We start from the raw sequence: 21825 nt of genomic DNA, 5'->3' as shown, positions 1-21825 counted from the left end.
TCGGCGATCTTGCCGCCTACATCGTCTTGCTGGCGTTCTAGCGGTGATATGTTCGGCAAATGAGCGAAACTCCGAACCTGGATCGGATCGACAGTCTTCTCGTCCGCGAACTCCAGCAGGACGCCCGGATCCCGATGCGCGACCTGGCCGAGCGCGTCGGCGTCGCCGCGTCGACCTGCTCCGACCGGATCGGGCGGCTGCAGGCCCGCCAGGTGCTGACCGGATTCCACGCCGAGGTCGACCTGCCCGCGTTAGGCAGGTCGGTGCAGGCCATGGTGTTCGCCCAGATCCGCCCGCTCAGCCAGCCGATCATCGACCGCTTCCGTCGCGACGCGCTCGCCATGCCGGAGGTGATGGCCGTCTTCGTCCTGGCCGGCGGCGACGATTTCCTGCTCCACGTCGCGGTTCCGGACGTCTCGCGGCTGCACACGTTCCTCGTCGAGGACCTGAGCAGCCGCAAGGAGGTCGTGCAGTTCCGCAGTTCGATCGTGTTCGACCACCGCCGGAAACGCGCGATCGAGAACCTCGCCGGGGAGCGGTGACCGGCTCGCCGCGACGGTCAGCCCAGCTCTGCCTCCGGGCGGATCTCGACGGCCGTCCCCGGCTGGTGCAGTTCCAGCACCACCAGTTCGTTCTTCCCCTTCCGCCACAACGACTTCGGCGCGTACAGCGTCTTCTGCGGCCCGATTTTCCAGTACCGGCCCAGGTTGAAGCCGTTGAGCCACACCACGCCCTTCTCCCAGCCGGGCAGGGCGACGAAACCGTCCGCGGGCTCGGCAACGGTCGCGGTCGCGCGGTGGAACGCCGGACCGGCCCCCGGGGCGCCCGAGGAGAACTGCAGCTGCGAGAGGTCGTCCAGCGGCAGCGGGCGGATCTCCCAGCCGAACAGTTTCTGCTGGGTGTTCGTCGCGACCCAGCCGTCGATCCCCTTGCGATCGGCCAGGTACGGGCCGTAGTTCACCCGTCCCATGGCATCGACCAGGACGTCCAGCCGGGTCCGCGGTTTCTCCAGTTTCAGGTCCAGGGTCGCGTCCGGACGGTTGCGATCCAGGACGCCCAGCTGCACACCGTCGACGAACACCAGCGCCCGGTCCGCCAGGCCGTGAATGCTGAGCGGACCGGAATGCGGCCCTTGCACAGTCGTGCGGTAGTGGATCAGGCCGGTCGACTGGCCGAGCCGTTCCATGGACACCGGCTGCGCGGAGCGGACCGCGGTGGACAACACCGGCAGTGAGTCCACAAGGGACACCGACTCGAACGGAGTGACGGTTTGCGCGGCCAGGCGCGGCGAGCGAGCGGGCGGCGGGACTACGGGTTGCTTGGTGTACTTGGTGAGCACCGCCTGCAGCGCGGCGAACTTCGCGCCGACGTCGCCTGCCTCGCCGACCGGAGAATCGTAGTCGTAGCTGGTCACGGTGGGCTGGTATTGGAGGCCGGAGGTGTTGGCGCCGGCGGTGAAGCCGTAGTTGGTGCCGCCGCAGGCCATGTACAAGTTCACCGACGCACCAGTGGCCAGCAGCTGGTCGAGGTGGGCGGCGGTTTGCCGCGGATCGGTGGTGTGGTGCTGCTCGCCCCAATGGTCGAACCAGCCGTCCCAGTATTCGGCCATCATCACCGGGGCACCGGGGCGGAACGCTTTCAGCGCGGCGATGCTCGGAGCCGGATCGCCGTCGCCGGTGCCGGTTTCCAGAGTGCCCGGCAATTCGCCGAAGCGCATGAAGAATTCGGACGCACCGTCCGCGACGAAAAGCAGGCTGGTCATTCCGCGGGCCCGCAGGCCGTCCCGCAAATGCGCGAGATAGCTCGTGTCGTTGCCGTAGCTGCCGTATTCGTTTTCGATTTGCACGGCGACGATCGGCCCGCCGTGCTGTGCTTCGAGCGGGACCAGCTGCGGGATCAGCTGGTCGTACCACGCGTCGACGGCTTTGAGGTATGCCGGATCGGCGCAGCGCAGTTCCATGTCCCGGTCCGCGAGCAGCCAGGCGGGCAGCCCGCCGAACTCCCATTCCGCGCAGATGTAGGGGCTCGGCCGGACGATCACCTGGAAACCGAGCTCCCCGGCCAGGCGGATGAACGCCGCGAGATCGCGGTCTCCGCGGAAATCGGCGCGGCCGGGCTTCGGCTGGTGGAAATTCCAGGCGACATAGGTTTCGACGGTGTTGAGGCCGAGCGCTTTCAGCCGCGACAGCCGGTCGCGCCACTGGTCCGGGCGCAGCCGGAAATAGTGGATGGCTCCGGAGACGATCTGGAACGGCTTGCCGTCCAGCAAGAACCGGTCGCCGGACACGCTCAGCCCGCGCCGGCCGGCCGCGCCGGCCGGTCCGGCGAACACCGTGCTGGCGGCGACCGCGGCCGCACCGCCGAGGAAGCTCCTCCTGCTCACGTGCATCCCTCCCCCCTTCAGCCGACGGTCGCCGCGCGGACCTGGACGAGGAACGTGTCGAGCACGCCGTCGCCGACGAGCGCCTGCCGCACGCCCCACCGGTTGCTGTTGCCGGTCTTCACCGCTTCCGCCCGCGTGACCAGCGCGTCCGCGGCTGCGGTCAGGCGCTGGGCCGTGGCGTCGTCGCCGCGGGTGGCGGCGGCGAGTGCGTCCAGCCGGGTGACCATCGCGTCGCCCCAGAGCGCGGTCGCGTCCAGCCACGGACTCGCCTCGCCGACGAACGCGCTCTCGACCGCGCCGCCCCGGATTACCGAGGGAGCGCTGCGGATCTGTTCGGCATACGAACGCAGCTTGCCCAACGCGCGGTGATCGCCGGCGTTCCACTGCTGCCAGAAATCGGCGACCTTGGCCGCGAGGACCGGCGCCTGGGGCTGCCACGGCGTGGGGCCGAACACGGGCGCCAGGTGTTCGAGATCCGCGAACACCTTCAGCGCCGCGGTCGCGCGCGCGTCACCGCCGGCGAGCCGGGCCAGCGCCTGCGGCCACGACCGCTCCGGCGAGTAGCCCGCGTCGTTCCAGGAGAAGTCGGCGACCCCGAACTCGGCGACCTCGCTGGCCGCTTCCTGGTTCATCGGATTGGAGACGATCCCGTTGAGATACTTCGACAGCCCCGCTTCGCGATGCGCGTACGGCGCGAGCAGCAGCCGCCCGGCGGACTGCTCGTAATCGTTGACCGGATAATTGTCCCAGAGGAACACTTTCCGTCCGTACACAGTGGACACCTGCTGAGCTTCGTCGTTCGTCACGCTCGGCGGGACGACCGCGGTGCCGGTCCATTGCACGACGACGGACGGGTCGAGATTCTCCCGCAGCTGCGTCTTGTACGGCGAATCCTTCAGGTCGCTGTACTCCGTCGGCACAGTCTGCAAGGGACGGACGCCGTCGTGCGTCTTGACGAAGTTCTCGGTGATCTCGTTCAGCAGCGAAACCTGCGCCTTGCCCGCGGCGGCTTGGCCGGGCGCGCCGAACGCCGTCTGGTCGCCGGCGCAATTCCACTTGGTGTACGAGATGTCGTCGAACGGCAGCGAAAACGAGCGCACGCCAAGGTCGTACACCGCCTGGAACTTCGCCTTCACCGCCGCGACGTCCTGTGGCGACGAGAAGCAGATCGAGACGCCGGGCGACAAGGCGTAGGTGAAGTCGACGTGGTTCGCGTTCGCGGTCCGCACCAGCTTGCCGAGCGCGTCCAGCTCCTGCTGCGGATACGGGTCGCGCCACTGCGCGCGCAGATACGCGTCGTCTTTCGCGCTGTAGATGTACGTGTTCGCTTTGGTCTCGCCGAGGAACTCGAGCTGCCGCACGCGGTCGTCGTTCGTCCACGGTGGACCGTAGAAGCCCTCGATGGATCCCCGCAGCGCCATGTTCGGCCAGTCGCGCACCGCGACACCGCTCGCCGCCCAGCCGGGTCCTTTTCGGGCAAAGAGCTGCCGCAACGTCTGCACGCCGTAGTATTGCCCGGCCCCGTCGCGTCCGTTGATGGTCACGCCATCGCGTCGCACGGCGAGCGAATAGCCCTCCGCCTGCGCCGGTGCGTCCCCGCCGTTGCCGAGCCGGATGGCGAACCCGCGCTGCGGACCCGTGCTGATCTTCTTGACTCCGTGCTGTTTCAGCAAGGAAGTCAGCAGGTCTTTCGCCGGGCCATCGGTGGTGCCGTCGGTAACCAGCACCACCGAGGACGGCAGCGGCACATCGGCACTGTCGCGGCTGATCTGTTGCGGCGTAGGAGAAACAACCGGTATGGAACCTGGCTCGGCAGAAGCCGGTTGGACGATGGCGAGGGCTGTCGTCGCGACGACAGCGGCGAGCCAAACTCTGCGGCGTAGAGTCATGACTTCCTCTCAGGCGGCGGGGACAGTGCGGTACAACGCGAAGGTGGCCAGGTACGGCGTCGCTCGCGATTGCGTGACGACAACGCGCAGCTGGCGGGCGGTGATCGGCGACGGGAGGGTGACGAGCCGGTTGGCGCCGATCGTGGTCACGGTCGCGATCGTGCGCCAGGAACCGTCCACTTCGGCCTGTACGGTCGCGCCTTCGACGTGCTGGCCGCGGGTGATGTCCTCCCCCAGCCGGATCTGGTCGAAGGTGGCCGCCTTCGGCAGCACGACCTGCATCGTGCCGGTGAGCGCATCGTGCGGCGGCGACCACGACGTGGCGAGGGAGGAATCCGTGACCGCGTTCAGCCCGCGCGCGCCGGCGGCGAGGTTCTGCGCCTGCGTCTTCGCGACGGCCTGTCCGAAGGACGCCAGCGCGGCGGCATCCGCCGGAGCGACCCGGCCGTCCGGACCAGGCGGAACGTTCAACAGCAGCGATGCGTTGCGTCCCACCGACGCGCGGTAGAGATCGACGAGCTGCGCGGGCGTCTTCGGCTGTTCGTCCGGGTGATAGAACCAGCCCGGCCGGATCGATACGTCGGCCTCGGCCGGCGCCCATTCCAGGTACCGCACGGACGGGTCGGCGAGCACCTGCCGCGATCCGAGGTCGGCGCCCTCCGCACCGCCGACGAACAACTCCTCGTTGTGGGCGGTGTTCGGGTCTGCGGTGGTCGGCAGCGCGCTCCACTCGGTCTCGCGGGCTTGGCCCTTCTCGTTGCCGACCCAGCGCACCCCCGCCGGTCCGGCGAACGTGACCGTGTCCGGCGACAGCGCGTGGATCATCCGGAACCAGGTCGGGAAATCATAGGTTTCGCTGATTCCGTTGCCGCGCCAGGGGTTCGCCCCGTCCAGCCAGAGTTCGTCGATGGGCCCGTACTCGGTGAACAGCTCGTAGATCTGGTTCAGGTAGTAGGTGTTGTAGTCGTCTTCGGCGACGGTGAACTCCGGCAGTTTCCCGGCCGCGAGGGCCGCGGCCCGGTCGTCGTCCGGAACCAGGGACGGGATGGTCCGGACCTTCGCCGCGCTGCCGGTCCCGTACCTTCCCTGCCCGGCAGGCGTGTTCGCGCGGTCGTCGTAAGTGGCCTGCTCCTCGATGCTCAACGGCTGTCCGGCGGCGACCTTCGCCTCAACCCGTTTCACCTGGTCCGCGAAGAACTGCGCGGGCAGTTCCGCGCCGTCCGCGGGCGACAGGTACACGCCGACTTTCAGCCCGGCTTTCCGCGCGGAGTCGACGTAGTCCCGCAGGATGTCCCCGCGCGGGTTGGCACACCCGGCCGCCCGGACCTGCCAGTACGCAGAAGGATCCTTCGCCCGCTCGTTCTGCGCCTCGGCGCGAGCCTTGGCCACCGCGTCGTCGGCGCACCCCGGCGCGACCCACCACGGACTCGCGACCACGGAATGGTTCGTATAGCGCGTCGGATAAAGGACAAACCCGTCGTGATGCTTCGCGGTCAGCATCACCTGCGTCACGCCGGCCGCCTTCATCGACCGCATCCACTGGTCGGTGTCGACCGCGCTGGGCGCGAAGGTCGACTCCTTCTCCGCGCCGGACCCCCACTCCCGGTCGGTGAAGGTGTTCATGCCGAAGTGCGTGAACGCGGTGACCGGCCGCTGCTGCCAAGCGATCTGCCCGGACCGCGGCACCGTCGCGGCGGCCTTGGCGAGGATCCGGTCCATCCCGTCGCACGAGAGCACGGTCTGGATCGCCGCCGGCCGGATCGGCCCGTGACAGGCGGTGGTTTCCGGCGCGGCGGGAGCAGCCGTCCCTCCAGCCGCCAGTACCGCGGCAAGCGCCAGGCTCGCGGGAATCGACACGGCGGTCCTCCTGTCGGATCCGTGACCGAACGGTGACGGCCGGGAGCGTAAGTCGCGCATCCATCGGATGTCTAGACCTAATCGGCGGAGGCGGCGCCGCTTTCACCCGAGCGCCGAGGCTTGGATCAGCGCTGTTCCAAGCCTTCTGGCCGGAGATGTGCGCTGTCCGCGGGCGAGGTTTAGTGATCTGATGGATCGTCGGCTGCGGCCCCAGTGATTCCCGCCGAAGAGGACGGGCCGTGGCCCTTGGCACTGCGCACGGGAGGACGGCGGGTTGGCAGGAGACCAAAGCACTTCGTTGCCTCGGAGTGGCCTTCCGGTTTGACCCGCCGCACTCCCTGCCGATCTTCCGATCCGGCCAGCGGGGCGGGCTCGGACGAGCGGAGGGCGCGTCAGTCGCGGTCGCGGCCCAGCCCGCGCAGATGCCGCCCGCTTTCCATGTGCTCCAGCAGCAAGGCTTCCACGGTCTCGACGTCCCGCCGCGCGATCGCCTCGTACAGCTCCCGGTGCTCCCCCGCGACCCGCTCGAGGTCGTCGTGCTGGCCCAGCAGCCACCGCATCCGGCTGCGCAGCGTCAGTTCCAGCTCGTTGAGCAGTTCGTTGCCCGCCATCGCCGTCACGGCTTCGTGGAAGTCGGCCGCCGCGCGGCGGGCCGTCACCGCGTCCCCGGCGGCCGCCGCGGCGGTTTCCTCCTCCAGCGCGGCGCGGAGCTTCTCCAGCCCGGCGCGCGAATGGCGGGTCGCCGCGAGCTTGAACGTCAGGACTTCCAGCGCCGCGCGCACTTCCTGCAGGTCCGCGATGTCGCTCGCGGTGAACTCCCGCACCACGGCCCAGGTCCGCGGCCGCGGGGTGACCAGGCCTTCCGCGACCAGCGTTTTCAGCGCGTCCCGCACCGGGACCCGGCTCACGCCCAGGTCCGCGGCGAGATCGCGTTCGACGAGCTTGCTGCCCGGTTTGCGGACTCCGTCCAGGATCTCGTCCCGGAGCTGCCGGACGACCCGGTCGGTTTCGGATTCGACACCCCGTTCTGCTGCCATCCGGCCATTCTCGCACCACCGCCCGACCGTCCACTGTGGCCGGTGCGTTCTCCGCGCGGTTCCGGCTTCCGCCCGCACGCCGGGCTCCGCCGTCAGAAGTGCGTGCCGCCGTCGATGCGGATCTCGGTGCCGGTGATGAACGCGGCGTCCTCGCTGGCCAGCATCGCGACGACCGACGCGACCGTCTCCGGACCGGCGAAACCCTGGCCCAGCGCGGGAAGCAGCTTGCCGAGCAGGGTGAAGTCGGCGTCCTCGGGGAAGCCCGGGCCGACACTCTGCTTGCTCTTGCCGCTGCCGTCGGTCATGCCCGACGAGATCGAACCGGGCTGCACCGCGGTGAACCGGATGCCGTCCTTCGCGTATTCGGACGCCAGCGCGTGCGTCATCGACTGGATGCCGCCCTTGCTCGCCGCGTACGCCGCCATGTACGGGTGCGCGAACATCGCCGACGTCGAACTGAAGTTGACCACCGCGGGCGCGGAGCCCTCGCGCAGCGCCGGGATCGCCTCGCGGATCACCAGGAACGTGCCGACCAGGTTGACGCGCAGGACCTGTTCGAACGCCTCGAGCGGCATCTCGTGGGTGTGCGCCGACCGCAGGATGCCCGCGGCGTTGACCAGCGCGTCCAGCCCGCCCAGCTGCTCGACCGCTGTCGCCACCCCGGCCTTCACCGACGCTTCGTCGGCGACGTTCACGACCACGGTGCTCAGCCGGTCCGCCGCGTCGCCCGCCTTCTCGACCGTGTCCGCCAAGCCCGCTTCGCTCACGTCCGCGGCGACGACGCGCCCGCCCTCGGCCAGCATCCGCAGCACCGCCGCCTGCCCGATGCCCGAGCCCGCTCCGGTGACCAGCACGCGGCGTCCTTCGTAACGGTTCATGATCCGCTCCTCTCATCTTCTGTCAGCTTACGCCTTGATGGCAGACTGTGCCACTATGACGAACCCTGCACCGTTGCGGTAACGTGGCCGCGTGAGCGGAAAGCCCCAGACCCTGACCGAACGGCGCAAAGCGGCGACCCAGCTCGACATCGCCCGCGCCGCCGCGCGCCTGTTCACCGAACACGGCGCACAGGGAACGACGGCGGAAGCGATCGCCGCCGCCGCGGGCGTCGCGCCGCGCACCTTCTACCGCTACTTCCGCACGAAAGAGGACGCGGTCGCCCCGCTGCTGGTCGTCGGCGCCGATTCGTGGCGAGACCACCTCGCGTCGACCCCCGAAGGAACGCCGCTGCTGAAGGCGGTCGAGGACGCGATCCACAAGACGATCTCCGCCGCCGACGCCGCCCCGGAATTCAGCTGGACACGCGGATTGCTGCGCGCCGCGAGCGGGGACGATTCAGCACTGGCGGCGGTGTGGCACCGGGTCAACGGCGAGTCCGAGACCCGCCTGCGGCCGGTACTGGCGCGACTGGCTCCGGAGACGGACGAGGTGACGGTGCACCTGGTCGCCGCCGCGGCGACGGACGCGATCCGGATTGCGCTGGAGATCTGGGCGAGGACCGAGGAAAAGACGGCACCGGTGGAGCTGGCGGTTCGGTGTTTCCGCGGATTGTCCGCCGGACTCGCGAGCGCCGAGCAGGGTTAGCGCCCGGGAGCAGCACTCACGAACCTGCCGGTCCGCGGAAGCGGGCTACGCAACCAACACCGTCGCATCGGACCTTCCGGCCTCGCGCGACTTTCAACGCGCGAGCAAAGGCCCGGCCGTTCCGGCAGACGCGAGCGACCGCTTTTGCGTGATCCGGTCTACCAAAGCGTGTCCCCAGCACCCCCTGCCCAGTCACGGCACAAATCAGGCAAACCACCCGCGCCCCAGGAATCCGCCTGCCCGAAACGGTCGCGAGCCCACATCCTTCCCGGCCACACCCTTGACAACGCGCCGCCCGCCCCGATTATGGTATACCAAACAACGAAGGATGTGCGCGATGAAGCGTTCCGCAGTGGTGGCCGCGGTGGCCTTCACTCCTTACGTGGCGATGATCGCCGGACTGCCCTGGTTCAGCGGCGACCGCCGGATCTGGTTCCTGCCCGAGATCGGGTTCTGGATCCTCCTCTGGGTGGCCCTCACGCCCGTCTTCCTGGGCGTCGCCGACCGCATCCGGCGCCCGGGCGCCGCCGAAACCGAGCAGGAGCAGCGATGAACGCGGGCGCGGTCGTGGCGCTGGCCGTGGTGGCGCTGGCGGTGGTCATCGGACTCGCCGCGCGCGGCCGGAAGCAGATGGACCTCGAACAGTGGACGGTCGCCGGCCGGTCCTACGGGACGCTGCTGTTCTGGGTGCTCGCCGCGGGCGAGACCTACTCGACCTTCACCTACCTCGGCGCCTCCGGGTTCGCCTACGCCAACGGCGGCGCGGCGTTCTACGTCGCCGGCTACGGCACGTGCGCCTTCGTCCTCTCCTACTTCTTCCTCCCTCCATTGTGGAGGTACGCGAAGAAGCACAACCTGGTCACCCAAGCGGATTTCTTCACCCACCGGTTCCGCAGCCCGTGGTTCGGCGCGCTGACCGCGATCGTCGGCGTGGCGTTCATGATCCCCTACATCGAGGCGCAACTGCTCGGCCTCGGCCAGATCGTCGAGACGACGACCGGCATCCACCGGGTGCCCAGCATGGTGCTCGCGGTGGTGCTGATCGCGGTGTTCGTCTACGCGTCCGGCATGAAGGCCGCCGCGTGGGTGTCGGTGCTCAAGGACCTCCTGCTGATCGGCACCGTGCTGGTCGTCGGCATCGCGATCCCGGTGCACTACTTCGGCGGGTTCGGGCATCTCGTCGACACCGTGCAGGCCCAGCACCCGGGCTTCCTCGGCGTGCCGGCGCCGGGCAGCCCGCTCGGCGTGCCGTGGATGATGTCGACCCTGCTCGTCACGAGCGCGGCGTTCTTCATGTTCCCGCACGCCCTGGCCGCGATGTACACCGCGAAGTCCGAGCAGACGATCCGCCGCAACGCGATTTACCTTCCGCTGTACCAGATCCTGATCGCGCTGACGCTGTTCGTCGGCTTCGCCGCGGTGCTCGTCGTGCCCGGACTGAAGGGCAGCGCCACCAACGGCGCGCTGCTTTCGCTGACGTTGAAGACCATGCCGTCGTGGGTGGTCGGGCTCGTCGGCGGCGCGGGCGCGCTCGCCGCGATCGTGCCGATCAGCCTGCTCCTCCTGCAGTCCGCGACGCTGCTGGCCCGCAACGTCTACCAGGGCGTCCTGCGGCCGAAGACCACCGAACTGGGCGTGTTCCGGCTTTCGCGCGCGCTGGTCGTCGTGGTGACCGCGGTGGCGCTGGCGTTCGCGGTCTTCCAGCCCGCGCTGCTGGTGAACCTGCTGCTCACCGGCCAGAACGGCGTCTCCCAGTTCTTCCCGGCGATCGTGCTGGGGCTGGTCTGGCGGCGGCTGACCAAGGCGGGCGCGGCGACCGGGCTCGTGGTCGGCGTGGGGATCGTCGCGTGGACGGTCCTCGCTTCGAAGACCACGTTGTGGGGCCTCAATCCCGGGCTCTTCGCGATCGTCGTCAACGTCGTGCTCACCGTCGGCGTCAGCCTCGCCACGTCCGAACGGCGCGCGCCGACCGTCCGGGCCGAAGCCGTGGAGGGAGTCGCGTGAACCTGCTGCTGCGCAACGTCCGGCCCGGCGGCGGCGAACCGACGGACGTGCTGGTGCGGGACGGCCGGATCGCCGGGTTCGGGCCCGCCGCGGACCTCCCCGCCGACGTCCCGGTCGAGGACGGCGCCGGCGCGCTCCTGCTGCCCGGCCTGGTCGACGCGCACTGCCACCTCGACAAGACCCTGTGGGGCCTCCCCTGGGTGCCGAACACCTCCGGATCGGTCCTCGCCGACCGGATCGCGAACGAGCAGCGCCGCCGCAAGGAATTCGGGCTTCCGTCGCCCGAGCCCGCGGCCGCGCTGCTCGGCGAGATGATCGCGAACGGCACCTCGTTCGTCCGCACGCACACCGATGTCGACCCCGAACTGGGACTGTCCGGCATCGAGGCGGTGCGGGAGGCGGCGGCGCGGCATCGCGGCCGGGTCACCGTCGAGCAGGTCGCCTTCCCCCAGGGCGGCCTGCTCACCCGGCCCGGGACGCGGGAACTGCTGGAGCGGGCCGCGGCGTCCGGCGTGGAAAACGTCGGCGGCATCGACCCGGCCGGCTACGACCGCGACCCGCGCGGGCACCTCGACGCGATCTTCGACATCGCCGCCCGGCACGGCTGCGGCGTCGACCTGCACCTGCACGACGAAGGTCCGCTCGGGGCCTGGGAAATCGAGCTGATCATCGAACGGACGAAGGCGCTCGGCCTCGCCGGGAAGGTCGCGATCGGGCACGCGTTCGGCATCTGCGGCATCCCGGACGCGCAGCAGGACCGGCTGATCGAGGGCCTCGCCGAACAGCAGATCACGCTGACCACCGCGGCGGTGTACGACCGTCCGGTGCCGCCGCTGGCCAAGATGCGGGCGGCGGGCGCGAACGTGGCGTGCGGCAACGACGGCATCCGCGATCTGTGGGGACCGTACGGCGACGGAGACATGCTGACGCGCACCATGCACCTGGCGTACCGCAGTTCGTTCCGGACCGACCCGGAGATCGAACTCGCGCTGCACGCGGCGACCTACGGCGGCGCGAAAGCGTTGCGGCTCAAGGATTACGGCCTGCGGATCGGCCACCACGCTGATTTCTTCCTCGTGGACGCAGTCTACCCGGCCGAGGCCGTCGTGTCCCGTCCTCCGCGGCGGCTCGTGGTGAAAGGCGGGGCGGTCGTCTCGCGGCGATAGCCCCGCCCGCCGCTACTCCTGGAACGCCGGGAAGGTCGGAGGGAACAACTCCCCCGCCTCCCGGCGTTCGACGTCCCGCTCCGAATACGCGGCGCGCATCTTCTCGAACAACGCCTGCGCACGACGGCGGAGATCCTGTTCGTCGACGCCGGGAACGTGCCCGTCGACCAGCACCGGCTGGCCCGCGACGACGGAATGGGTTGCCTGGCGGGCGGTTCCGCTGAGCAGGAAGGTCCGGATCGGGTCGTCCCGCACCCCGTCGCGCAAGTCGCCGACGCGGAACGCGACCAGGTCCGCCTGCGCGCCCGGGGCCAGCTTGCCGAGGTCGCCGCGGCGGAGCGCGCGAGCCCCGCCGAGCGTCGCGGCTTCGACGTACCACTCCGCTGGCGCGGCGTCGGCGCGGTTGTCCATCACCTTCGCCAGGTGGACGCCCACGTCCATGCCGCGTACCAGGTCCGGCGGGAAGGAATCCGTGCCCAGGCACAGATTCAGGCCTGCTTCGCGGTAGTCGCGGAACGAGCGCAGGGCGTGGCCGTAGCGGAAAGACGTGAGCGGGCAGTGGATCACCGACACACCAGCCGCGGCCAGCGTCGCGACGTCGCCCCGGTCCTCGCCGTAGACCTCGGGATGGCGATCGAGGACCTGCGCGTGCGGGATCAGCAGCCGGTCGCCGAGCAGACCGGTGCGCTTGAGCAGTTCCAGCGGCGGCACGCCGTACCGGTCCAGAATCAGCTCGCGCTCCAGCACGCCCTGCAGGCAGTGCAGCCGCACCAGGACATCGCGTTCGCGCGCCGCGTTGGCGGTGGCACGCATGAGGTCCTCGGTGAGGGTCTCGATGCGGCACGGCAACAGCACGCCGTTGACGAGCGGATCATCGAGTTCCGTGACGTGGTCGAGGAATCGCAGCGCATCGGCGAAACCCTCCTCGCCGCGGCGCTCGTCGAAGGCGACCGTGCGCTTACCGTCCACAGTGGCCACATTGACGCCGGAACGGTAAGCCGGGCCGAGATATCCGCGCAGCCCGAGGTTGCGCGAGAAATCCGCCATCGCGACCAGTTCCTCGTACGGCTCGGCCCAGGACGAATGGACCTCCGACGCGATCGGCATGAACGTCGTGACGCCGTGCAGCGCCAGCTGCACGAGCGCGTACTCGCGAATGGTCTGCCGTTCTTCCGGCGTGAAGACGTCGCGGCGGCGGTGCGCGAAGTAGTCCGCGGACCACTGCAGTCCGGCCGCCCGGTCCGCGGAGGCCCAGGAATCGAGGACGAGATGGTCCACGTCGGTCAGCGCGTCGAGGTCGATCAGGCCCGGGAGGACGAGCGATTCGCCGAGGTCGACGTCCAGATCCGCCGTTCCGGCATACCGCGGGCCGACGTAGGCGACCACGTCGTCCTCCCAGACGACCTCGCCGTTTTCCAGCAGGGCGTGCCGCCCGTTCTGGTGGGCCAGCACGTGCCGGGCACGCCAGCGAGTACGCATCGGAGTCCTTCCGCTCAGGGCCATTTAGGTATACCAAACGTCGGAACCTGGCGGCCAGACCTTGCCGGGGCCGGGCCTTTCCGGGAACCTGGGAAGAGATTCGCCGGCACTGTCGGTGACGGCGGGAGGGGATCGGATGGAGCCGGGGTTCGCGCCGGAATCGGAGCGCGTCATGGAACGGCTGCGCGACGAGATCCTCGACGGCACGCGCGCCCCGGGCAGCAAGCTGGTCGAACGGGATCTGGCCGCGGAGATGGGCGTGAGCCGGGTGCCGGTGCGGGACGCGTTGCGCGCGTTGGCGAACGAGGGGCTGGTGACGCCGCGGCCGCGCTCGTGGTCGGTGGTGCGGGAGTTCACCGGGTCGGATGTCGCGGACCTCAACGAGGTGCGCACCGCGTTCGAGGGCCTCACGTTCCGGCTCGCCGCGCAGCGCCGCACCCGCGAAGGCCTGGCGCGGCTGCGGGAAGTGCTGGACACCGAACTGCGCGCCGCCCGCGCCGGCGACGCGGTGTCCGCCCGGCGCGCCGCCGCGGACTTCCACGAGGTCGTCACGTCCCTGTCGGCCAACGAGCTGCTGTGCGAACTGGAACGGACGCTGCGCAGCCGGATGCGCTGGCTGCTGGGCCAGCACGACGACCTGGAAGCCATGGCGGCCGAGCACGAACTCCTGTACGAGGCGATCGTGGACCGGGATGTCGAGCGGGTGGAACGGCTCGCGCTGGCCCATCTCGCGACCGGAACGAGCGAGGCGGCGCGGCGGCATCCGGCGAAGGAACCCGCTTCGGCGAAGTGAGCCGCTTCGGAGCGCGCAGTCCGCCGCGGTGCGGGTCAATGCCGCCGCGCCTCGGGTGATCTCTCAGCGTTGCTGGGCCGCCGATCTCAGCCCGCGCCGGTGAGATTCCGGTGCGGGCCGACCGGATCCCCGTCCGGCACCAGTCCGGCGGACTCCGTCGCGTCAGAGGTCGACGACCGCCAGCCCGTCCGCCACCACGACGCCGTCGTGCAGCACCGTCCGGTCCTTGCCGCGGTCCATCACCGCGCTGGCCGGGGTCTCGCCGTCGACCAGCACCAGGTCCGCCCGGTCGCCGACCGCCACGCCGGGCCGGTCGGCGACGCCCGCGAGCCGCGGCACGTCGTGGCTCATGATCGACGCCCCGCCCATCGTCGCGACCGCCAGCGCCATCTCGATCAGCTCGTCCCGGCGGAACCCGCGAGTGAAAGCCAGCTGCCACGTCCGGTCGAGGAGGTCGCAGTTGCCGTACGGGCTCCAGTAGTCCCGCTGCCCGTCCTCCCCCAGCCCGACGCGCACGCCCGCGGCGGTCAGGTCCACCAGCGACAACTGCCGGTCGGCCGGCGGCGCGACGGTCGCCATCGCGATGTCCAGCTCCGCGAACGTGTCGATCAGCCGCCGGCTCACCGCCTCCGAAACCGACCCCAGCTCGTACGCGTGCGACATCGTCACCTTGCCGCGCATGTCCAGCGCGCGCACCCGCTCGATCACCAGGTCCGTCGAAAACACGCCGAGATGCCCCGGCTCGTGCAGGTGGATGTCCACCTCGACACCGTATTTCTCGGCCAGCCCGAACACGACGTCCAAGTGCCCCTTGGGATCCTTGTCGAGCGAACAGGGATCGATCCCGCCGACCACCGACGCGCCCGAACGCAGAGCCGCCTCCAACACCTCGACCGTGCCCGCCTCGCGCAGGATGCCCGCCTGCGGAAACGCCATCACCTCGACGTCCGCGTGCCGGGCGAACCGCTCCTTCGCCGCGAGCACGGCGTCGAGCTTCTCCAGCTGACAGTCCACGTCGACCTGCGCGTAGGTGCGCACGCGAGTGGTGCCGTTGGCGATCATCCGCTCCAACGTCCCCGCGACCCGCTCCGGCAGCGGCACCTCGGCCTTCCGCCAGTTCTCGCGGTCGTTCAGCATCATCGCCCAGACGCCCGGCGCCCCGGTGTGCGGCCGGAACGGCAGCCCGATGCGCGTCGAGTCGAGGTGCACGTGCACGTCGCTGAACGAGGGGAACAACAGCCGCCCGCGCCCCTCGACCACCTCCGCGCCGGCCCCCGCCGGATCGTGCGGACGAACCGCGGCGATCCGGCCGCCGGCCACCTCGACGTCGCTGCGCTGCCCGCCCCAGGGACGGACGTCACGGATCAACACGGAGAGCACCTTTCCCCACGAGAGAGTTTTGGTATACCAAGAGTACAAGGTGCCGCCGCGCGGCGCGCTTTGCCTCAGTTCCTCGAGGCCGCAAACTCGGTTTCAGTGCGGCGCGCCCTCACCTGCTCGGCAACGAGATGTTCGACGCCGGCTGCCGAGCAGGCCCGCCGCACCGGCTCAGCCAGCGAGCAGACGAAGAAGCCTTCCTCCGCAGCTGGCCGCGCTCAACCGCACCTGCCTGAGCACCACCGAACTCGTGGTGCGCGCGGCGGTCGAGGACGATCCCCGGCACCTCCGCCACGCCGCGATGACCGATCCTGCCACCGCGGCCGCGCTTCCGGTCGAACGCATCTGGGAACTGTGCGACGAAATGGAAGCCAGCTACGACGCGACGACCGTCCGGCACCTGGGCAACCTCGGGGTCGGCGCGGGATGGTCGTGCTGGGAGATCGGGGCCGGCGGCGGGTCGATCGCCCGGTGGCTGGCCGGGCGGGCCGGGCACGTGCTGGCGACCGACGTCGACCCCCGGCTGCTCACCGGCCTGCCCGCGAGCGCCGAGGCGGTGCGCCACGACGTCCGCGCGGAGCCGCTCCCGGACCGGACCTTCGACCTGATCCACGCCCGGCTGGTGCTGATCCACTTTCCGGAACGCGACGAACTGGTGGCGAAACTCGCCGGTGCGCTCGCCCCCGGCGGGTGGCTGGTCCTGGAAGAAATCGAGCCGCGCGGGCAAACCGTGCTCACCGCGCCCGACGCGGCGAGTGCGGCGGTTTTCGGCTCCGTGCAAGGCCGGATCCTCGATGTGCTCGAACGGGCGGGCAGCGACGTCGAGTGGGCGGGACGGTTGCCGGAGGTGCTCGCCGGGGCCAGATTGCATGAGGTCGGCAGCGCGCGGGTGACGACCCGGTGGCAGGGCGGCGGACCGGAAATCCGGTTGCTTGCCGCGAACTCCGTGGAGCTGGCCGAACAGCTGACCGCGGACGGCGTGCTGCCGGAAGAGCTTGCGCTGTTCCGGCGAGTGCTCGCCGATCCGCGGTTCACCGTCTCGTCCTAACCCTTCGTATCAGCCCGGGGACGCCGCTGACGACGGCGTGAGATCGCCACCCCGGCCAGGCAAAGCACGCCGCCGACGAGTCCCGATGCGGTCGGGGTCTCGGCGAGCAGCAGCCAGGACAGCAGTACGGCCACCGCTGGCACCGCGTAGGTCACCATCGTCAGGCGGCCCGCGTCCGTGCGGCGCAGTGCGTACGCCCACGCCGTGAAGCCGACCGCGGTGGGGAACACTCCCAAGTAGACACTGCCGATGACCGCACCGGTGGGTGCTGCCTGCAGTTCGCTGATCAGCTGCGGCGTCCACGGCAGCAGGGCGACGGTGCCGACGACACAACCGAGCCAGATCGCGGTCAGCCCGTCGACGTGGCGCAGCGTGATTTTCTGGACCATGACTCCGGCCGCGTAGAGCACAGCAGCCAGCAGGCACAGCAGAACACCGGCCCAGTCGTTGCTGCCGGTGGCTCCGGTCGCGATCAGCGCGGCCCCGGCCAGCGCGACGAGCGAGCCGATGACGAGCGAGCGCGAGAAGCCTTCGCCGAGGAACTTCCCGGCCGCGCCGGCGACCATCAGCGGAGCGAGGTTCACCAGCAACGCGGCGGTCCCGGCGTCGACGTGCCGCTCCCCCGCGTTGAGCACGACGGTGTACGCGGCCAGCCAGAGCACGGCGTACGCCACGACCAGCAGGAATGCCTTGCGCGACAACCGGACCCGGACCGCGCCCTTGGCCACCGCCAGCCCGGTCAGGGTGACGGCCGCGACGGCGAGCCGCAGCAGCGCCAGCGGTGCCGGGGACAGCGCGTGCCCGACACTGCGGATGGCGACGAACGATGAAGCCCACAGCACGACGGCCAGCCCAGCGGCGGCCGCGATCTTGCCTAAGTCGGTCTTGCCGGCGGACGGGGCGGTTTCCACGAGATCGGTCACCTGGCCATCGTCGCGTCGCCCGGCTGTACAGCACAAGCGATGAGTTCTGTACCTCTGTTAAGGCGTGCTGTACATTCGCGACATGCTGGACCTTCCCCGGCTCCGCGTGCTGCGTGCGGTCGTCGCCTCAGGCTCGATCCGCGCGAGTGCCGCCGCGCTCGGCTACACGCCGTCCGCGGTCAGCCAGCAGATCACCACGCTGCAACGGGAGACCGGGCTGCACCTGTTCGAACGCTCCGGGCGCGGCATAGAGCCCACCGAAGCCGGACGGACCCTCGCCGCCGAGGCCGAAACCCTGTTCGAGGCGTTCAGCCGGGTCGAGCAGGTCGTCACGGAACTGCGCGCCGGACGCGTCGGCCGCCTGTCGATCGGCTACTTCGGCTCGGCGGGCTCGACCTGGCTGGCCCCGACGGTCGCCGCGCTGCGCACCGAATTCCCCGGCCTGCGGCTGGACCTGATGCTCACCGAATTCACGCCGGGCGATCCGGACATCGACATTTTCGTGGAGGAAACCGGGGCGGAGCATCCCGGGTCGGTCGTGACGCACCGGCTGGCGGCGGACCCGTACCGGGCGGTCGTCCGGCTCGACGACCCGCTCGCCGGGCTGCCGGAAGTGCCGCTGGCCGCGCTCGCGCAGCGGCATTGGGTCGACAACGACCTGCGCGAAGGCCCGTGCCGGCAGGTGCTGCTCAACGCCTGCACGCAGGCCGGGTTTTCGCCGAGCTTCGTCGTCGAAACGCACGACTACCGGACCGCGATGTCTTTCGTGGCAACGGGAATCGGGCTGACCGTGGTGCCGGAGCTCGGGCTCGGCGAACTGCCGGACGGCCTCACCACCGTCGCGCTCACCGCGCCCGCGCCGGTCCGTCATCTCAGCCTCGCGGTGAAGAAGCCGATCGCGGACCATCCGGCGGCTCGGCGGGCGGTGGAGTTGCTGAAGGACCTGGTGTGCCACGGGAAAGCCCGGGCCGGCTGAGTCAGCCTGGGGAGAGCCGGGTTTCGCCCGCGCACCCGGAAAGCAGTGCGGAGAAAAGAAACAGCGTCCCTCAGAGTTCCCGTCACGGACAGCTAACTTCGTACGGTCGTCGCGCTGACGGGTGCGGGAAACCGGCGCGAGGGCGGTGGCGGGAATCAGGTGGCAGGCGTGCTCCGGTAACGAATGCACCACGTTCGCGACGCGAATACGTGGCCGGCACCCCGAATGGACCAGTCCGCACCGGCTTCGCGCCGGAGAACCGGCGGAATCCGGGTCCCCGGAACGGGTTGATGGCATTCCGCCAATTTCCCCTGCTCTTTCCGTGCCGACCTGGGTAAGCTTCCGGGAAACGTCGTCGTTACACCCCGATCGGGTAGGGATGACTCACGCGCAGTTCCCGTTTTCGCGCCCCGAACCCGCCTCCGTCACCCTGACGAGGTGCGTCGAACCCCCGGGTTGGCGGATTGGCCGGGACACCCCCCTCGTGCGGGAATGGTGTCACCGTCCGACATCGAAGTCGCCCGGTTTTCCTCGGGGAAAAGGAAGGGTTCGTTTTCATGGACGTCCGGTACGAGGCTTTTTGCTTCGCCGATCCGCTGTTCTTCGACGAACCGCGGGAAACCCCGGGCGCGGCCGGCGACCTGGCCGCGGGCCTGCCGCAGCCGGGACCCGGCTGGACGGTCGAGACGCACGGGATCTGGCGTTCGCTGCGCCCGTCCGGACCGCAACTTCCCCTTCAGGGCTGGAAAATCCACGTCTCCGCAGGTCTGGACAACGCCGCGGACGTGCTGTCCCGCGTGCACCGGTACTGCGTGGCGCATCGGGTCGCGTACAAGCACCTGCGCTCCCGGGCGATCCTGGTGAGCCGCAATTCGAAATACGCGCCGCGCGAGGGAAGCGGCAAACTGGTCACGATTTACCCGAGGTCCGACGAGGAGCTGGAGCGGATACTCCGCGATCTTTCTTCCGAGCTGGAAGGCGAGCACGGCGCGTATATTCTGAGCGATCTCCGCTACCGCGAGGGCCCGCTTTACGTCCGGTACGGCGGATTCGTCGAACAGTGGACCGAATACGCCGGAACTCGGGTGCTGGCAATCCGCCATCCGGAGGGGAATCTCGTTCCCGACCGGCGCGAACCGTCGTTTTCCGTGCCGGACTGGGTGCCGATTCCGTCCTGTTTGTCCGACAGCCTCGCCGCGCGCAAGAACGGCGCGCGATTCCCGTACCGGGTGACCGGTTCCCTGCACTTTTCCAACGGGGGCGGCGTTTATCTGGCGAAACAAGACCTCGACCAGCGGACCGTCGTGCTGAAGGAAGCCCGCCCGCACGCCGGGCTGGACCGGGACGGCACGGACGCGGTCGCCCGGCTGGACCACGAGCGCGCGATGCTCGAACGGCTGGCGGACGTTCCGGGCATCCCCCGGGTGTACGAGCAGTTCACCGTATGGGAGCACCACTACCTGGCGATGGAGCACCTGCCCGGCATCTCGCTGAGCAGCTGGCTCGCCCGGCACTACCCGCTCACCAGCGGCGCCCGGCCCGAAGGCGATCTCGCGGCCTACCGCGAACGCGCGCTGGCCGTGCTCGCCCAGGTCGAACGCATCGTCGCGGACATCCACCGGCACGGGATCGTGTTCGGCGACCTGCACGGCAAGAACATCCTGGTGGACGAGCAGGACCGGGTGTCGCTGATCGACTTCGAACTGGCCGCCGACGCCGATTCGGGCAAGCGCCCGGGGCTCGGCGCGCCCGGGTTCCGCGCCCCCGCCGACCGGCACGGTTTCGAGATCGACGAGCACGCCCTCGCCGCACTGCGGCTGTGGCTTTTCCTTCCGCTGGTGATGCTGCTGGAACTCGCGCCGGGCAAACTGCGCGGCATCGCGGACTTCGCCCAGCAGCGGTTCGCTCTGCCGGACGGGTATGCCGACCGCGTGGTCTCCGTGCTCGCCCTGCGCACCGGCCCGCCCGAGGCGCACACGGCGCTCGACGAGCCTCGCCCGGACTGGTCGCTGGTCCGCAAGCAGATCGCCGAAGCCATCCTCGCGAGCGCCACCCCGGACCGTGCCGACCGGCTGTTCCCCGGCGACATCGAGCAGTTCCGCTCCGGCGGCGCGGGGTTCGGCGTCGGCGCCGCGGGAGTGCTGCACTCGCTGCACGTCGCCGGTGCCGGCCGTTATCCGGAATACGAACAATGGCTGCTCGCCGCGGTCCGGCGGCAGCCACCGGCCCGCCCCGGCTTCTTCGACGGCAGCCACGGCATCGCGTACGTGCTGGAGGAATTCGGCTACTCCGCGGAAGCCGACGAACTGCTCGCCGCGTCGCAGTCGCTGGCCGCGCAGACCACCGACCACGGCCTGGAAAGCGGGCTCGCTGGCATCGGTCTCACCCGCCTGCACTTCGCGACGACCCGCGCCGACAACGAATTCGGCCGCCAAGCGCTGGACATCGCGGTGAAGCTCGCGACTTCCTTCGAGACCGCCGATCCGCCCGGCCGCTTCGCCCGGGCCGGACTGCTCAGCGGGTGGTCCGGACCGGCGTTGCTGTTCCTGCGCCTGCACGAACACACCGGCGATCCGTCCTGGCTCACCCTCGCCGACCGGGTGCTGGCCCGCGACCTGGAAGAATGCGCCCCGGCGGCCGACGGCTCGCTGCAGGTCCGCGACGGCGCGCTGCGCACGCTCCCCTACGCCGCGATCGGCAGCGCCGGAATCCTGCTGGTCGCCGAGCAGGTCGCCCGGCGCCTCCCGGACTCGGCGGCGGCCGCGAGCCTGCCCGGCCTGCGGGCGGCGTGCCGCGGGGAGTTCGTGATCCACCCGGGCCTGCTCTACGGCCGCTGCGGGCTCGCGGCCGCGCTGTCCTTCGCCGACGAGCCGGACCGCGAAGCCATCGACCTGCACCTGGCCCGGCTGTCCTGGCACGGCGTCCCGTACCGCGGCGGGATCGCCTTCCCGGGCAACCAGCTGCTTCGCCTGTCGACCGACGTCACCACCGGCAGCGCGGGGGTACTCCGCACGCTCGCCGCCCTGCTGGACGGCGCGGAACTGCTGCCCTTCCTGGGCTCCGCACCGTCCCCGCACACCTCCGGCCGATGAGCGCCGGCGGACCCCGAGAGAAGGGAACACCCATGGAACACGTCCTGGAGCTGCAGGCGTTGGAGGCCCCGGAAGCCCTCGAAGGCCAGGGACTGGACCACCACGGCCACAGCCACTACAGCGCGTACTGCGGCGACAGCACGCTCAGCCTGCTTCTCTGCTACTGACCGCACGGGCGGGGCGGGAACGGCGCAGGCCAAGTGCGCCGTTCCCGCCC

Annotated in this window: 18 protein-coding genes; 10 read left to right on the top strand and 8 right to left on the bottom strand. The window is 70.2% G+C overall.

Annotated features, from left to right (window positions below; all coding sequences use genetic code 11):
* The first annotated feature begins 59 nt into the window (after positions 1-59).
* Complete coding sequence (locus tag L942_RS40095) at positions 60-542, top strand: Lrp/AsnC family transcriptional regulator (protein WP_081655420.1); 483 nt, start codon at positions 60-62, stop codon at positions 540-542.
* A gap of 17 nt (positions 543-559) precedes the next feature.
* Here the strand turns inward: L942_RS40095 and L942_RS40090 are convergent, their stop codons facing one another.
* The 5 genes from L942_RS40090 to L942_RS40070 all read right to left on the bottom strand — a co-directional run bounded on the left by L942_RS40090 (position 560) and on the right by L942_RS40070 (position 8044).
* Positions 560-2389 carry a beta-galactosidase gene (locus tag L942_RS40090; protein WP_037370563.1) on the bottom strand — a complete coding sequence of 610 codons (1830 nt, stop codon included), beginning with the start codon at positions 2387-2389 and terminating at the stop codon, positions 560-562.
* Between the two features lie 11 nt (positions 2390-2400).
* On the bottom strand, positions 2401-4272 hold the full coding sequence (locus tag L942_RS40085; RefSeq protein WP_037370562.1) for a beta-N-acetylglucosaminidase domain-containing protein: 1872 nt from the start codon (positions 4270-4272) through the stop codon (positions 2401-2403).
* 9 nt (positions 4273-4281) lie between these two features.
* Positions 4282-6129: an alpha-L-fucosidase gene (locus L942_RS40080; protein WP_200863075.1), complete on the bottom strand. Its 1848-nt coding sequence runs from the start codon at positions 6127-6129 to the stop codon at positions 4282-4284.
* A 392-nt stretch (positions 6130-6521) separates the two neighbouring features.
* Positions 6522-7166, bottom strand: coding sequence for a GntR family transcriptional regulator (locus tag L942_RS40075; RefSeq protein ID WP_037370561.1), 645 nt, complete (start codon positions 7164-7166; stop codon positions 6522-6524).
* A 92-nt stretch (positions 7167-7258) separates the two neighbouring features.
* On the bottom strand, positions 7259-8044 hold the full coding sequence (locus L942_RS40070; RefSeq protein WP_037370560.1) for an SDR family NAD(P)-dependent oxidoreductase: 786 nt from the start codon (positions 8042-8044) through the stop codon (positions 7259-7261).
* Between the two features lie 91 nt (positions 8045-8135).
* On the opposite strand from L942_RS40070, the gene L942_RS40065 reads away from it, so the two are divergent.
* The 4 genes from L942_RS40065 (at position 8136) to L942_RS40050 (ending at position 11920) form a co-directional block, all read left to right on the top strand.
* Positions 8136-8750, top strand: coding sequence for a TetR family transcriptional regulator (locus L942_RS40065; RefSeq protein ID WP_037370559.1), 615 nt, complete (start codon positions 8136-8138; stop codon positions 8748-8750).
* A gap of 337 nt (positions 8751-9087) precedes the next feature.
* The gene (locus tag L942_RS44730; RefSeq protein ID WP_037370558.1) at positions 9088-9303 is read left to right on the top strand and encodes a hypothetical protein; all 216 of its coding nucleotides are present in this window, start codon (positions 9088-9090) and stop codon (positions 9301-9303) included.
* On the top strand, positions 9300-10754 hold the full coding sequence (locus tag L942_RS40055) for a sodium:solute symporter family protein (protein WP_037370557.1): 1455 nt from the start codon (positions 9300-9302) through the stop codon (positions 10752-10754). The genes L942_RS44730 and L942_RS40055 overlap by 4 nt, the downstream gene beginning before the upstream one ends.
* Positions 10751-11920, top strand: a complete 1170-nt coding sequence (locus tag L942_RS40050; RefSeq protein ID WP_037370556.1) for an amidohydrolase family protein — start codon at positions 10751-10753, stop codon at positions 11918-11920. The genes L942_RS40055 and L942_RS40050 overlap by 4 nt, the downstream gene beginning before the upstream one ends.
* Before the next feature lie 12 nt (positions 11921-11932).
* Here the strand turns inward: L942_RS40050 and L942_RS40045 are convergent, their stop codons facing one another.
* Positions 11933-13399: a chlorohydrolase family protein gene (locus L942_RS40045; RefSeq protein ID WP_037370554.1), complete on the bottom strand. Its 1467-nt coding sequence runs from the start codon at positions 13397-13399 to the stop codon at positions 11933-11935.
* Between the two features lie 136 nt (positions 13400-13535).
* Between L942_RS40045 and L942_RS40040 the strand changes: the two genes are divergently transcribed.
* Positions 13536-14192, top strand: coding sequence for a GntR family transcriptional regulator (locus tag L942_RS40040; protein ID WP_037370552.1), 657 nt, complete (start codon positions 13536-13538; stop codon positions 14190-14192).
* 162 nt (positions 14193-14354) lie between these two features.
* Here L942_RS40040 and L942_RS40035 read toward each other — a convergent pair whose 3' ends face one another.
* Positions 14355-15563, bottom strand: a complete 1209-nt coding sequence (locus L942_RS40035) for an amidohydrolase family protein (protein WP_037370865.1) — start codon at positions 15561-15563, stop codon at positions 14355-14357.
* Positions 15564-15612: 49 nt separating this feature from the next.
* Between L942_RS40035 and L942_RS40030 the strand changes: the two genes are divergently transcribed.
* Positions 15613-16617 (top strand): class I SAM-dependent methyltransferase, encoded by a 1005-nt coding sequence (locus L942_RS40030; protein ID WP_268745769.1) that lies wholly within the window; start codon positions 15613-15615, stop codon positions 16615-16617.
* Here the strand turns inward: L942_RS40030 and L942_RS40025 are convergent.
* The gene (locus L942_RS40025) at positions 16614-17540 is read right to left on the bottom strand and encodes a DMT family transporter (protein ID WP_037370550.1); all 927 of its coding nucleotides are present in this window, start codon (positions 17538-17540) and stop codon (positions 16614-16616) included. The two genes, L942_RS40030 and L942_RS40025, sit on opposite strands and share 4 nt — an antisense overlap.
* 82 nt (positions 17541-17622) lie before the next feature.
* Here L942_RS40025 and L942_RS40020 point away from each other — a divergent pair, with 82 nt between their 5' ends.
* The 3 genes from L942_RS40020 to L942_RS44050 all read left to right on the top strand — a co-directional run bounded on the left by L942_RS40020 (position 17623) and on the right by L942_RS44050 (position 21775).
* The gene (locus L942_RS40020) at positions 17623-18516 is read left to right on the top strand and encodes a LysR family transcriptional regulator (protein WP_037370863.1); all 894 of its coding nucleotides are present in this window, start codon (positions 17623-17625) and stop codon (positions 18514-18516) included.
* Between the two features lie 557 nt (positions 18517-19073).
* On the top strand, positions 19074-21608 hold the full coding sequence (gene lanKC, locus L942_RS40015) for a class III lanthionine synthetase LanKC (protein WP_037370548.1): 2535 nt from the start codon (positions 19074-19076) through the stop codon (positions 21606-21608).
* Between the two features lie 32 nt (positions 21609-21640).
* Complete coding sequence (locus L942_RS44050; protein ID WP_158242558.1) at positions 21641-21775, top strand: class III lanthipeptide; 135 nt, start codon at positions 21641-21643, stop codon at positions 21773-21775.
* Positions 21776-21825 lie beyond the last annotated feature (50 nt).

Source organism: Amycolatopsis orientalis DSM 43388 (assembly GCF_000411975.1).
In the GTDB taxonomy this organism is placed as follows: Bacteria; Actinomycetota; Actinomycetes; order Mycobacteriales; family Pseudonocardiaceae; genus Amycolatopsis; species Amycolatopsis orientalis_D.
The sequence above is the reverse complement of the archived record's forward strand: the minus strand, read 5'-3'. Positions and strand labels throughout refer to the sequence as shown.